At 54.4% G+C, this 13,825-nt stretch carries 14 protein-coding genes; 10 read left to right on the top strand and 4 right to left on the bottom strand.

Features of this window, described 5'->3' with window-relative positions; translation table 11 throughout:
• The 5 genes from B2U47_RS15310 to B2U47_RS15330 all read left to right on the top strand — a co-directional run.
• Positions 1-235 (top strand): hypothetical protein (locus B2U47_RS15310; protein ID WP_296675637.1); only part of this gene is annotated, 235 nt, incomplete at its 5' end.
• Positions 236-337: 102 nt separating this feature from the next.
• Entirely contained in the window at positions 338-739 is a 402-nt protein-coding gene (locus tag B2U47_RS15315; RefSeq protein ID WP_296675640.1) for a hypothetical protein, read from the top strand.
• 58 nt (positions 740-797) lie between these two features.
• Positions 798-1,772: a hypothetical protein gene (locus B2U47_RS15320; protein ID WP_296675642.1), complete on the top strand. Its 975-nt coding sequence runs from the start codon at positions 798-800 to the stop codon at positions 1,770-1,772.
• Positions 1,773-1,978: 206 nt separating this feature from the next.
• Positions 1,979-2,443, top strand: a complete 465-nt coding sequence (locus B2U47_RS15325) for a hypothetical protein (protein ID WP_296675644.1) — start codon at positions 1,979-1,981, stop codon at positions 2,441-2,443.
• A 241-nt stretch (positions 2,444-2,684) separates the two neighbouring features.
• Positions 2,685-2,807 carry a hypothetical protein gene (locus B2U47_RS15330; RefSeq protein WP_296675647.1) on the top strand — a complete coding sequence of 41 codons (123 nt, stop codon included), beginning with the start codon at positions 2,685-2,687 and terminating at the stop codon, positions 2,805-2,807.
• 102 nt (positions 2,808-2,909) lie between these two features.
• Here the strand turns inward: B2U47_RS15330 and B2U47_RS15335 are convergent, their stop codons facing one another.
• The 3 genes from B2U47_RS15335 to B2U47_RS15345 are packed head-to-tail and all read right to left on the bottom strand — an operon-like array spanning position 2,910 to position 7,532.
• Entirely contained in the window at positions 2,910-3,887 is a 978-nt protein-coding gene (locus B2U47_RS15335; protein ID WP_296675650.1) for a dimethyl sulfoxide reductase anchor subunit family protein, read from the bottom strand.
• Between the two features lie 14 nt (positions 3,888-3,901).
• Positions 3,902-4,633: a 4Fe-4S dicluster domain-containing protein gene (locus B2U47_RS15340; protein ID WP_296675653.1), complete on the bottom strand. Its 732-nt coding sequence runs from the start codon at positions 4,631-4,633 to the stop codon at positions 3,902-3,904.
• Between the two features lies 1 nt (position 4,634).
• Positions 4,635-7,532, bottom strand: a complete 2,898-nt coding sequence (locus B2U47_RS15345) for a molybdopterin oxidoreductase family protein (RefSeq protein ID WP_296675656.1) — start codon at positions 7,530-7,532, stop codon at positions 4,635-4,637.
• Between the two features lie 208 nt (positions 7,533-7,740).
• Between B2U47_RS15345 and B2U47_RS15350 the strand changes: the two genes are divergently transcribed.
• Positions 7,741-8,199: a YaiI/YqxD family protein gene (locus B2U47_RS15350; RefSeq protein WP_296675659.1), complete on the top strand. Its 459-nt coding sequence runs from the start codon at positions 7,741-7,743 to the stop codon at positions 8,197-8,199.
• On the opposite strand, the gene creD is transcribed toward B2U47_RS15350, so the two are convergent.
• Positions 8,123-9,550 (bottom strand): cell envelope integrity protein CreD, encoded by a 1,428-nt coding sequence (gene creD, locus B2U47_RS15355; RefSeq protein WP_296675661.1) that lies wholly within the window; start codon positions 9,548-9,550, stop codon positions 8,123-8,125. The genes B2U47_RS15350 and creD overlap by 77 nt on opposite strands.
• Before the next feature lie 184 nt (positions 9,551-9,734).
• Between creD and B2U47_RS15360 the strand changes: the two genes are divergently transcribed.
• From B2U47_RS15360 to B2U47_RS15375, 4 genes are all read left to right on the top strand, one after another.
• Positions 9,735-9,977 carry a helix-turn-helix transcriptional regulator gene (locus B2U47_RS15360; protein ID WP_296675665.1) on the top strand — a complete coding sequence of 81 codons (243 nt, stop codon included), beginning with the start codon at positions 9,735-9,737 and terminating at the stop codon, positions 9,975-9,977.
• 159 nt (positions 9,978-10,136) lie between these two features.
• A complete protein-coding gene (locus B2U47_RS15365; RefSeq protein WP_296675667.1) occupies positions 10,137-10,478 on the top strand; it encodes a UPF0175 family protein in 342 nt (113 codons plus the stop codon).
• Complete coding sequence (locus B2U47_RS15370; protein WP_296675670.1) at positions 10,463-10,951, top strand: DUF3368 domain-containing protein; 489 nt, start codon at positions 10,463-10,465, stop codon at positions 10,949-10,951. Before B2U47_RS15365 ends, B2U47_RS15370 begins: the two co-directional genes overlap by 16 nt.
• Before the next feature lie 273 nt (positions 10,952-11,224).
• Positions 11,225-13,825: CHAT domain-containing protein (locus tag B2U47_RS15375; RefSeq protein ID WP_296688444.1), on the top strand; the 2,601-nt coding region annotated here is incomplete at its 3' end.

The following is a 13,825-nucleotide window of genomic DNA, read 5'->3' on the forward strand; positions in this document are numbered from 1 at the left end:
ACGGGAAATCCCAAAGAGCCAAAAATATCAAGTTAATGCCGTTGAGGCAGTTATTCCCGTGTCGCCACTTGATCCTGTCAGGCAGCAGCTTCAGGATATGGATGCAATTATTGAGCGTCTGGTGCATTTGTCCCGTTTGTTAAGTGAGTCCCGGTGTCAACTTTTGGCAAGGTTTGAAAATAACATTGCAGACCGCCCTGATTTGTTTCCTGCCATTCGTCAAGATGATAATTAACTTTTAAAGTTTATCCGTAACAAACTTGACCCTTGTTACAGCATTAATCTAGTCTGAACCCCAGAGTGTTTTAGATAAAAACCCAACGAGCGAGGTTTGGCCATGAAGAAGATTACTGTTGTACTGATGACACTGTTTGTCCTGTTTTTGATGAAATCCCCTGCACTGGCTGATGGGGGCTATTATCAGACTGGTGCTTATTACCAATACAATACGCCCAATTATTATGATAATTCGGCATACACTAATTATAATGACCAGAACGCAAGCCCAACTTATTATATCGACAGCAACGATAAAAGCACATTGTATTCGTTGGCACGTTATAACAGCGCTAGCCAGCCAACCTGCCCGTTAAAGAACGCCAAGCGGTATTACCACAAAGCCAAGAAAACCAAGCGGGTCAAGTCAAAGTCATGTCCTTGTAAAACTCACTACAGAGCTAAGTCAAAATACAACAAGGTCAAACATGTCAAACAGCGCGTCAAGAAGCCTTGCCGTTAATGATCCACAAAAACGGTTTGTTCCTGCACGGTTCGAGATATAACAAAAGGAGTGTTTTATGGTGAAGAATATTGGAAGGCGGTTAAAAGCCGTTGCGCTTACGGCATTACTGACTGCAACTGCATTACTGGCGCAAACCGGCACTGCCGAAGCAACACCGGAGGCGTCAGGTAAGCTATACCGCTGGGATTACGCCAGTACAGCGGGCTGGAAGGTGGATTACTACACGTTTGACCGTTTCGCTTCAGGTCTTGCGTATTGCCAGATGACCCATACTTACGCCAGGGAAAACACACGCCTGCGTTTCACCGCACAGCCGGACAAGTTTACGGCAGAGTTCACCATCGGTTATGGCGACCTGTCGGGCGAAGGCAGCACATTTCCCGTCAGTTATCAGGTGGATAGTCTTTCCCAACAAATCAACATGCAGCGTGTGCGTGACCCGGAAGGTGTGGTGTGGAACCGGATCAGCAAAGCCATCAACGACACGGCAGGTATCGGCACTTTCGTTAATGGGCAGAAACTCGACATTACTATCGAATCGGAAAGTTTTCAGTTCGCACTCAATGCCAAGCCCGCGTTCGATATGTTGTTTGAATGTGTAAACAGTATCCAGCGTGCCGGGCAGGTTGTTCAGGGGCAATCGGCAACATCTGCCAGTCAGGCGGCCTCACCGGTGACAGACAACCCGTACCTCACCAGCCCTATAGCCAATTTAACAAATGCCGATCAACGTAACCAACCCAGCATTTGTGATTTGCCGGGTAATCGTCAGGTACTATGTTCGCTGATTGTGAATGGCAAAACATACTTGTCTGGCAGTTGTGGTTACGAGGTTGATGCAGATGGTTCGTTCCGCTTGTTTGGTAAACCGCATACGGTATATCTCAGCAAGAACGGCAGGAATACTGCTGATGCGTTTTGGAATGACGACCCTACCAGCACTCATGCCCAAGCACCATTGGGTGAGTTGCGTGGGGATGGCGCATGTTGGGTCAACCGTGATGTCATCCTGTGCGCTTGGGATAAGTAACTTTCGTCCCGTATTTGGTCAATTATGGGCAAACCTATTGGCCCTTTGGATAAAAGGGCCTTTTTATTATCACTCAACTTTCGCTTTTGCCACTTAACAAACTTGCCTGCTTCGCAGTTTATCGCCTAACCTTGCCTGACACAGGGGCTGCACTTTTTCAGTGGTGTACCCATAAAACAAAAACTATGATTGACGAGGGCTATACTATGAAACGTTTTGCATTATTCCTTTTTGGTTTGCTGCTGATGATTACCTTAAGCGGTTGCACAACCACAACCCGCTCTGCTTATAATGAAACTACCTATTACAAGAATGATAATGCTCAATCTTATTCCAGTCAGGATAATGGCGATAGGGCTTATGGCTATCAGTACGCAAATAATAATACCGATTACTCAGTTCATGATGAAAATGCGTATTATACGTATGCAACAGATGATGGGGTTTCTGACAAAAACGCCATGTATTCACTGTCCGACTATGTTTATGACAATGATCCGGTTTATCATGAACCGGCATCTGGACTTTGTGACCTGAATAAACTCAAGTCCTACAATGATGCATCCAAGGTCAGAAAAACCAAATATAAAAAAGTCAAAAAAGTAAAAAGCAAGGCAAAAACCAAACGTACCAAAAGTTGCGGCTGCAAGTTACGTCATGCCGCAAGTTAATCGGTTGTACGACGGAGAGAACACCGCAAAGCAGCCGTTCTACACGTGGGACATCTTGCGAGTCCTCGGGCAAACCCGTAACTCCATAAAAAAAATATTGTTTAAGAAATAATCTGCAAGAGTGTACTATACTGACTGCGTTGCGGTGGATTTCCTTTAAACTTCAATGAGTTGTTATTGCAACACTGTTGTTTTGCCACCACAATGAAACGTTACTCTTTGGGCCTTAAGGAGGTGCAGCATGAGTATTCTAGGTGTAGTGATATTCGCCATTCTCGTCGTTGCCGCTTGTTATACGGGGCGTTGCATGGGGCGTACTGCCGGGCGCAGTGATTTGCCACCTGAAATTTCCCGTTTACTGTGAGCCAGACCCATCTACATAAAAACAAATCTGATAAGACCCACCTGTCCAACGAAAAAATAACCTGCCCGCCAATGCGGGCAGTGTTTTATGGGGTAAGGCTTGTTAGGTTGCCTGATAATACAAATTCTGCGGATGATTAGCTTGTGCGAAGAAGAACCAGCGTTCCGCCAACAAGCCCACATACTGCACTACGGCTGCCGCCGCCAACAGGCTAAACAGCGTGTTGTTCCAGCCAATCACTACCAGTGTCACCGGCACGATAAACGTCATGATCAGGAAGAACACTTTCACCGCATGGACAAACTGCGGGCTTTGATGATGGAAAAACTCGCGGGTATTAAATGAGCCACCCATTGCCCCTTGTGAAATCTGGCGGATTTTCTGGTGGCGCACCCCCAATGCCGTACAGATGGTGGTCTTGCGCTTGATGCGAGCATTGCGGCGCAAGGCAATCATGCGCGATGCAAACCCTAGTAAGGTAAAGACCAGCGCCCATAGCACATAGGTATTGGTGATGCTGCTGTTGTACCAGCCGCCGAGAGTGGCTGCCAGCATAAAGCCAGACGACAGCCCCAACAGGGTGTAATTGATCACTGTCAGCGGTGTGGCCCATTCCTGAATGAATTTCACCGCTGCGTAAATCATTCCGGTACACAGGTACAACAGGAATGCCAGTAGTGCTGCAACAAACCCCACTACCAGAGACAGTTTGAATTCTGTTCCGGCGCTATTCGTCACCAGCACCGGGTCAAACCCGAAGTAATGCAACGTACCCCAGACAAGCGCCGCTCCGGTAAAAGCGGGCAAGACGATAACTTCACGCGCTAGCCAAGACGTGCGCCACATGGTGGCTGCCCGCCAGGCGCGTTCTGGCCTGCCCAGATGGAAGAAGGAGGCAAACAAGCCCAGCCCCATCAATAACATAACGACCAGAATACCGGTCGCATACATGTGACTGGGGCTAGTGCCGCCGACGATGCCAAAGCTGTTGTAAACCTCGCTGGTGTACAGCGCCAGAAACAACCCCTGACCTGCGCCAATCAGCGTGGTCAGAAAAATAACCGAAAATGCCGGATTCATAAGCAATCATCTCCTTAGAACAAGAAGTCATCCAGCGACGGCAGTTCGGAACTGACCGCAGGGCGCTGTTCTTCTTTCTTCAACGGGTTGTCGATACGGTGCAGGGCTTCCTTGTCCACGTTCGCATGGTTCTTGCGGCGTGGCAGGTAATGGTTGGCAGGGCGTGTCCCCCATTCCGGCTGCAACTGGTAGCCACCGCGTTCCGCAATCGCCACCGACACTGCCGAATCCGGGTCATGCACATCGCCAAACAAGCGTGCACTGGTCGGGCAAGCCAGCACACATGCTGGTTTGCGACGTTCTTCTGGCAAACTGGTGTCATAGATGCGATCAACGCACAGCGTGCATTTCTTCATGACTTTTTGCTTGGCATCCAGTTCCCGCGCACCGTAAGGGCAGGCCCACGAGCAATACTTGCAGCCGATGCACTTGTCGTAATCGACCAGCACAATGCCGTCTTCCTTGCGCTTGTAGCTTGCCCCCGTCGGGCACACCGGCACGCAGGGCGGGTCTTCGCAGTGCAGACAGCTTTTGGGGAAATGCACTGTCTCGGTCTTGGGGTATTCGCCCACTTCAAAGGTTTGCACGCGGTTAAAGAATGTCCCCGTTGGGTCTTTGCCATACGGGTTCATGTCCACCATACCGCCACCGCCTTCGCCGGAGGTGTTCCATTCCTTACAGGAAGTGACGCAGGCGCTACAACCCACGCACACGTTCAGGTCAATCACTAACGCTAACTGGGTCATGTCATTTCCCCTTGAACCGATTCTTGAACAAGCCGGAGCCGCCGATGAAGGTTTGCCATTTGCCAACAGGTTTTGCCATACCGGGGTAGCGCGGTTGGGTCGGGAACTGCGGGAAGGTGGAACCCTGTTCCTTGTCGCTGGCGCGGTAGACTTTCACCCGCACGTCAAACCACGCCGCCTGCCCGGTGAGCGGGTCGGAATTGGAATAGTGCTGGCCTTCCGGCTGGTTCGGCAGTTCTTCACCGATGATGTGGTTGAGCAGGAAACCGCGCTGGCATTCGTTGGCATCTTTTTCCAGTGCCCACGCGCCGGAGGCTTTGCCAATCGCATTCCAGGTCCACACCGTGTTGGGTTCAACCGACTGGGAGAAACGTGCCTGGCAGCGTACCCGCCCGTGTACCGATTCCACCCACACCCAGTCACCGTCATCAAAGCCGTTTTTCGCCCCAACGCTGGGGTGCATGTGCAGGTAATTGTGGGCGTGAATCTGCCGTAACCACGCATTCTGCGAATCCCACGAGTGGTACATCGCCATCGGGCGCTGGGTCAGCGCACTCAGGGGGAATTCCTGCTTGTTGATCATCTCGTTTTCGAGCGGCTCGTAATAGAACGGCAGCGCATCAAAGAAACGTTCCACCCGTTTGCGCAAGCGCTCCGGCGGTTGCTTGCCGTGCGAAATGCCTTGGGCAGCACGCCGGAATTTGTGCAGTACTTCGGAATACAGGTGGATATTGATCGGCTCGGCGTGGCGGGTCAGACCGTTGGACTGCGCCCACTGCAAATAACCTGCGTTCCAGTTGCGCATGTACTGATACGACTTCGGCATCACATGGTGGTGCATACAGTTGTTTTTGGCGTACTGCTCCCATTGGTTAGGGTTGGGCTCGCCGCGCATGGTTTTTTGCCCATTCTGACCACGCCAACCACTGAGGAAGCCAATGCCAGAGCCGGGGGCGGTTTCAAAGTTGACGATGAAATCGGGGTAGTCACGGTATTTGCGCTTGCCATCCTTATCGGTGAAAGCGGGGAACTTCAGGCGCGAACCCAGTTCAATCAGCACTTCCTGAAACGGTTTGCAGTCGCCTGTTACTGGCAAAATCGGAATTCGCACCGAATCCACCGGGCCGTCGTATTCGGAAATCGGGCGATCCAGCATTGACATGACATCGTAACGTTCCAGATAGGTGGTATCCGGCAGGATCAGGTCAGCAAATGCAGTCATTTCCGAGTGGAAGGCATCGCACACCACTAGGAACGGGATTTTGTACTCGCCGTTTTCATCCTTATCCTTGAGCATGTCGCGCACGTCGGAGGTGTTCATCGACGAGTTCCATGCCATGTTCGCCATGAAAATCAGCAAGGTGTCGAGTTTGTACGGGTCGCCGCGCCAAGCATTGGTAATCACGTTGTGCATCAGACCGTGGACGGACAGCGGGTATTCCCACGAGAAACCTTTGTCAATCCGTACTGGTTCACCCTTGTCATCCACGAACAAATCATCCGGGTCAGCAGGCCAGCCGAGTGGCACACCTTCCAGCGGGGTATTGGGTTTGACATCTTCCGGCTTGTTCGGTGTTTTCGGGCAAGGCGGAATCGGGCGCGGATACGGTGCTTTGTGGCGGAAACCACCGGGGCGGTCAATCGTTCCCAGCAGCGACATCAGGATGCTGAGCGCCCGGATGCTCTGGAAGCCATTGGAGTGCGCCGCCAGACCACGCATGGCATGGAACGCCACCGGGTTGCCCACCACATGTTCGTGTTCATTGCCCCAAACGTCTGTCCAGGCAATCGGCAATTCGATTTTCTGGTCACGTGCAGTAATGCCCATTTCGTGCGCCAAGCGCTTGATGGTCGCTGCCGGGATGCCGGTAATGCCTTCTGCCCATTCAGCGGTATAACTTTCCACCCGCTCACGCAGTAACTGGAAGGATGGTTTCACGGGCGTGCCATCTTTCAGCTTGAATTCGCCAGTCAGGAAGGGGTCAGCACCGGGGGTATGGGTGGAAATCGGCTTGTTCAGCTCCCGATCCCACCACAGCTTGTTTTGTGGGTCGAAACAGCCTTCTTCCAGCGGCACTTCAAAACGCAGGAACATGCCGTATTCACGGCTTTTCGGATCCATATTGACCAGTTCCGGGCCGTTGGTGTAATTCACCACGAAATCACGGTCGTACAAGCCCTGCTCGATGATTTCGCGGGTAATTGCCAGCAGCAAGGCGCCATCCGTACCGGGGCGGATCGGAATCCACTCATCAGCCACCGCAGCGTAACCGGTACGTACTGGGTTGATGGCAATCATGCGCCCACCGTTGCGCTTGAATTCGCCCAGTTCGATTTTTAGCGGGTTGGAATGGTGATCTTCCGCCGTGCCGATCATGACGAACAATTTTGCGTGATGCAGATCCGGCCCACCGAATTCCCAAAAGGAACCACCGATGGTGTAGATCATCCCTGCTGCCATGTTCACGGAGCAGAAACCGCCATGTGCTGCGTAGTTGGGTGTGCCGAACTGCTTGGCAAACAGGCCGGTCAATGCCTGCATCTGGTCACGCCCGGTAAACAGCCCGAATTTCTTCGGGTCAGTCTCGCGGATGTGTTTGAGGCGGGTTGCCAGCGTGTCAAACGCCTCATCCCAGGTAATCGGCTCAAACTTGCCTTCGCCACGGGTGGCATTGGCTTTGCGCTTGAGCGGCTGGGTCAGGCGGGCGGGGGAATACTGTTTCATGATGCCGGAAGAACCCTTGGCACAAATCACGCCCTTGTTGAGCGGATGGTCAGGGTTGCCCTCAATGTATTTCACCTCGCCATTCTTGAGGTGGACATTGATGCCACAGCGGCAGGCACACATGTAGCATGTGGTGCTTTTGATCTCGGTAGCCTGGTTTGTCTGGGTAGTCATATCAGTAGGTAACTAAATAATGAATTACTGAAATACAGTGTAGCCCGATAGTGCTTGAGATAGATCAAGTAAGCAATAAAAAAAATTATTTGTATCAATAGAATTTATTTATCAAAAGGATTAACAAAGAGGCGTAAGCTCTTGCCGGGATGCGCCTGCTGGTAATCAGCATCAGTACCCGGTAAACACAGCACTACGGAGAACCACCATGCAAATCTGGGTCGATGCCGACGCCTGCCCCAACGTGATCAAGGAAATCCTGTTCCGCGCTGCCGAACGCATGAAAATCCGCACCACGCTGGTAGCCAACCAGCCCTTGCGTACTCCGCCATCCCTGTATGTGAAAAGCATCCAGGTGCAGGCGGGTTTCGACGTGGCGGATAATCATATTGTGCAGGCATTGCAGGCAGGTGATCTGGTGATTACCGCCGACATTCCGCTGGCAGCAGAGGTGATTGCGAAACAAGGCCACGCACTCAACCCGCGTGGCCAGTTTTATACGCCCGAGAATATCCGTGAGCGCTTGCGCATCCGCAATGTGATGGAGGAAATGCGCAACAGCGGCGTCATGACTGGTGGGCCACCTGCCCTCAGTCAGGCTGACCGGCAGGCGTTTGCAAACCAGCTTGACCGCTTTCTGGCGCGTCAGGCAAAACAGGGCGGCTGACGGGCTGCGCTGCGGTCAGGGCATACCAGTCGAAGTGACGGGTTGCCAGCATCAGCACCGCCAGCACGGCAAAAATCAGCACGCTGCCCATCAGCAAGGCGTTTTCCTCGGCTTGCAAAATCACGTACAGCAAGGCATACAGCCCCGCCAGACCAGCCCCCAGCATCAGCCCCAGCTTGCGGCTGTGCAGGATTGCACCGAAATACAAGGTCAGCAGCCCGGTACTCGCTGATGCTGCCAGCGCATACGCCGCCAGAAAAGCGATGTGTTCCGACAGTGAAATCAGCAGCAGGTAAAATACCAGCAGCGCAAACCCGACCAGGGTGTATTGCACCGGATGCACCCGCAGTTTTTTCAGCAGTTCAAACAGGATCAGCACCACAAACGTCAGCACGATGAACAGCACGGCGTATTTCACGCTGCGTTCCGCTTGCTGGTACACATCCACCGGCTGGATCAGCTCGAAACCGACCGCCCGTTCCAGCAAGCCGCTGCAATCGCCCTTGCCGCATTGCGCCAGCGCCCCGCTGACGTTGTAGGAAAACGAGGATGCCCGCCATTGTGCGTTGAAACCGGCGTCATTCACTTCGCGGGTTTCAGGCAATAGTTCACCGCTGAAACTGGGGTGAGGCCAGTTGGCCGCCAATTGCACCGCACTGTTTTCTGCCAGCAGGGCAAAATTCATCGAGCGCATTCCGCGCAATTCCAGCTTGAAGGCAAACGGTAGGCGGCTGGCTTGGGTTAAGTCAATATTGGGCAGTCTGGCGTGCATCCCGGCAGCCGTACCGGGCAGGTTGCTGCCGGGTTTGAAGGCGATGTTGCTGCCGTTCCATTGCAGGCTGGGCGGGCTGGCAATACCGCGCTGGTCACGTACCAGCACCGACAGTTGCGGAGTTTCCCAGCGGATTTGCTGCCCCTTCAGTTCCGCCAGCAAGTCCAGCAGCGGCTGGGTGTTGAATTCACCCTTGACCTGCAAACCACTGGCGTACACTGGCACATCATAAATACCCCGGTAACGCAGCGAGCTTTCCAGTTGGCTCTGGATGTCGAGTTGTGCTGGAATCAGTTGTAGCGTCCTGTTCTCAGTCACTTCGCGCAGGATTTCACGTTCCTTGCCGTCCTTGTCCTTGACGGTTTCCTTGCTGTTGTAGGTCAGTTGGTAAGGAATCGTCAGCAATGGCCCGGCGAGGGTCTGCATTCCCGGCCAGCTTTGTTCGATGCTCTGGTAAGCCTGGTAGCGCCAGCTTTCCCGCTCCCCCACCAGCCCCAGCATAAAGGCTTGCGGGATCAGCAAAAACAGGATCAGGAAAGCAATCAGGGCAAGTTTGAGGTAGAAACGCTGGTTATGCATGGTGGCTCCTTGGGTCTGGTGTGGTTTGCCTCAAGCATAAAAAATCATGATGGAGAATCAGTGAGTGTAGTGTGGAAAAGTGGTGGAGGTGAATGCAGATTTGGTGCAAGGGGTGCAATACTTGAAATGATGTTTATATTCATCAATACTAGCCAATATCCCTTTTTTGATGACTATATCCATCATGCTGGAATCTATAAGCGAAACTATCCGCACTGCCCGCAAAACCCGAGGCTGGAGCCAGCAATACCTAGCTGACCTGTGTCACCTCGACCGCACTACCATCGGCGCACTGGAACGCAACGCTTACAACGACATCGGCATCCGCAAGGTAGAGCGGGTGTTGATGGTGCTGGGCAAAACCCTGACGAGCAAAGATGTGGGCTTGCCTACCCTCGACGACCTGAAGGTGCAAACACATGGCTGAAGTCGACGTTACGCCGGGTTTGCACCGATTGCGGAATGCTTGCATACCTTGCTGCAAACGCCGTTACGGTAACAATGTGGGTATCTTGGGGATTTTCTTTCACATAACGCCCTCCTTCCCTTACAATCTTCCTATCCAATCATCCTAGGAAATATAGGTATGAAAGCCGTCAACGTCAGCAGTCTGAAAAACAACCCCAGCGAAGCCTTACGCTTTGCCCGCGAAGACATGGTGTTGGTCATGAACCGGGACAAGCCAGACGCCCTGATGGTTGGTATCAACCAGACCGACACGCTGGATATGCCCGGTGTCCGCACCGCGTTGGCTACTTCCCTGTTCAAGGGAGGCGCATTGTCTTTGGCGCGTTCCGCCCAACTCGCACACATGACACTGGCAAACTTCATCGCCCATGTATCCCGTCTGGGTATACCTGTCATCAACCAAACCGCAGCAGAAGTCCAACAGGATATGGATACCCTGGATCAATGGCTCGCCTCGTAATCGCCGATGCCAGCCCCCTGATCGGGCTGAGTATCGTCAATGGTCTGGAATGGCTGCCTGCATTATTCGGCGAGGTCTGGATACCAGAACAGGTCTGCCGCGAAGTGCTGTCAGGCAAACATTCGCGCGGGGAAGCCGATATTCAGGCCGCACTGGATGCGGGCTGGCTGAAAATCTGGGGTCAGCCCTTCCCAGCCCTGACTGACATTGATCTGGATGAAGGTGAAAGCGCCTGCATCAGCATCGCCTTGCACCATCCCGCCCCTGCCTTGCTGATCATGGATGAACGCGCCGGTCGGGCTGTTGCCATCGAACACGGGCTGCCAGTTACTGGCACTGCCGCCATTATTGGCCGGGCGAAAACCAGCGGGCTTATCCCTTCTGCCCGCCGGGTGTTTGACGTGCTGCACCGTTCAGATTTCCGCATATCCCCGGAAGTGATCCGCACCATCTTGCTGCGGGTGGGGGAATAGACCATAGGTCACTCAATACCCGCCTCGTCTCTCCCATCACATTGTGACCTGAATTACACATGGTTTTTTTGTGTCGTGCTAAACTCTTGAACACTTCATTTCTTGTTCTTATGGGGCAATACATGGCAAGCATCACACTTCGCGGCGACGATGCCGCTTCTGCTGCGTCAGACGTCTAAATCGGTGTTGAAAGAGGTTTGAAGACCCTCACCCCCCAGCCCCCTCTCCCGCCCAGCGGTAGAGGGGGAGCGAGACGTAATCGGAGAGAGTTTCATGCAGCAGTACACACTGGAATTATTCCGCAAGGATGACTCGCGCTTTGAGTTGCGGGTGTTTGACGGGCAAACCCGGCAGACATTTCCGCTGGTTGAGCAAGCAGAAATGGATGCGTTGCTCACGCTCACAAGCGAAGATTACCGGGTCAATGCGGCTGATCTGGCACTGCGTGGGCAGGCGTTGTTTGCGTGGGTAGATACGCACAGCCATGGCTGGTTGCGACGCATCCGCCAGATACCGCAGCCGCTGGCACTGGGGATTGATGTGCGGGAAGCAGGCTTGCGGCATTTGCCGTGGGAATTGCTGCATGATGGCAACCAGTTTTTGTGTGCTGACCCGCTACACCTGTTTACCCCGTTGCGGCTGGTGTCGGAACGCAAGCATGACTGGCAGCCGCAAAAGCGCCAGCTTGGGGTGCTGTTCATGGCAAGCTCCCCGGAGGATGTGCAACCCGTGCTGGATTTCGAGGCGGAAGAAGCCGGTATCCTGCAAGCCACCCAGCACAAGCCGCTGGATTTGCAGGTGGAAGAAAGCGGTTCGCTACCGGGGCTGGAGGAACGCTTGCGTGATCTGGCGGATGCGCCGGATGTGATCCACCTCAGTGGTCATGCCGGTATACATGAGGGTCAGCCGGTGTTTTTGCTGGAAGATGAGGTTGGGCAACCCGCCCCCGCCACCCCGCAGGAATTGGCAAAAACGTTCGTCAAGGCGGGGCGTTTCCCGCGTATTGCGTTCCTTTCCGGTTGCCGCACCGGCGAATCCAGCGTGCAGCACAATCTGCTGTCGTTCAGTGAGCAAGTGGTAAATGCCGGTGTGCCAGTGGTGTTGGGCTGGGCATTGCCGGTGGGCGATGTGGCTGCCTCACAAGCCGCCGCAGCCTTATATGAGAAACTGGCGAATGGCGACAGCATTGCCGAAGCAGTGGCGTATGCCCGCCAGCAGTTGCTGGAGCAGCATTCCCCCTATTGGCATTTGCTACGCTGCCATGTGGATGCCTCCCCGCTGGAAGCCCTGGTGGGCAAAGGGCGCATCCGGGTGCGCAAGCACCACACCCCGCAACAGTTTCTGGATGCAGGCGGGCGCGTGCCGGTGTGTGCGCGGGAACGCTTCATCGGGCGGCGGCGTTTGCTGCAACGCAGTTTGCGCAGTCTGCGGGCGTGGCAGGGGGACGCGGCGTATGCGGAAGGCATCTTGCTGCACGGCATGGGCGGTTTGGGCAAAAGCAGCACGGCGGCGCGGCTGGTTGACCGTTTGCGCAACAGCTATACGGCGGTGGTGTGTTACGGCGGGCTGGATGAAACCGCGCTGGTGGCAGCCATCGGCAAGGTATTGCCCAAGGCACAAAGCCTGCTGAACGATGCTTCCCAAACGCTGGAACAACGCTTGCGCGAGCTGTTCGAGCCGGAAGACAACCCCTACAGCGAGCAACCGCTGCTGCTGGTGTTTGACGATTTCGAGCAAAACATCCCGCTGGCACAACGCCAGCAAGCTCATGCGGATTACAGCCCGGCAAGCCTGTACGTGCTGCACACCGTGTTGCACGCCATCCACCACAGCCAGAGTGATACGCGGGTGATTGTCACCAGCCGCTTCGACGTGCCGGTTCCGCAGCCGTGCAAGCTCCACGCCGAAAACCCGCAAACCCTGCATGACGCCGACCTGAAGAAAAAGTTGGCGCAACTGCCCGGTTTACAGCGGGTGGAAAGCGCGGGCGACCGCGATCAGGACAATGCGCTGCGCACACAGGCAGTAGAACTGGCAGCAGGCAACCCACGCCTGCTGGAATGGCTGGACAAGGTGCTGCAAGACCGTCAGCAGCCAGTCGCAGCCTTGCTGGAACGGCTGGCAGCGGAAGAAACCCGCTTCCGCGAAGAGGTGCTGATCAGCGCACTGGTGGAAGCCCAGCCACCGGTAGTACGGCGGGCGCTGGCGTGTGCCGCACTCTACCGCCTGCCCGTACCGCTGGCAGCTATCGCAGCCCTCAGCCAGGATGTGCACACCGCGCAGCACTTGCAGGTTGCGGCTGCTGTCGGGCTGGTGGAAATCAACCCAATGGTTGCTGGCAAACACTATTTCGTCTCCAACTTGCTCGACAACGTGCTGGGCGACGAACTCAGCAGCAACGAACGCCAGTCACTCGCCGCCCGTGCCTGCCGCCATCTGTTTGACAGTAGCCAAGAGGGCAGAAGCGAAGCCATGACACTGGAAATTGTGCGACTGGCTGTGCTGGGGCAGGAACAGGCACTAGCCGTGGAAGCGGGATACCCACTAGCTGCCTCAATGTATTGGGCTGACCGCTACCGCGAAGCCCAACGCCTGTGCCAGCAGATACTCACACTGGGCGAAGACTTCAGGATTCTGACCACGCTGACCCGTGCGGAACAACGCCTTGGCAATGGCGATGATGCGTTGCGGAACATCGAACGGGCAGTGCAACTGCTACCTGTCGACAAAACCACGCTTTCTGACGCACTGCTAAAGGAGACCGCCTTCACATTGGGGGCTTTTGCCGACATCCTGCAAGCCCGTGGTCAACTCGACGAGGCGCTCAACATTCGAGAGAATCATGAGCTACCCGTCTATGAGAAGCTCGGCGAT

Origin of the sequence: Thiothrix sp. UBA5583 (genome assembly GCA_002425225.1) — a bacterium.
Taxonomy (GTDB): Bacteria; Pseudomonadota; Gammaproteobacteria; order Thiotrichales; family Thiotrichaceae; genus Thiothrix; species Thiothrix moscowensis.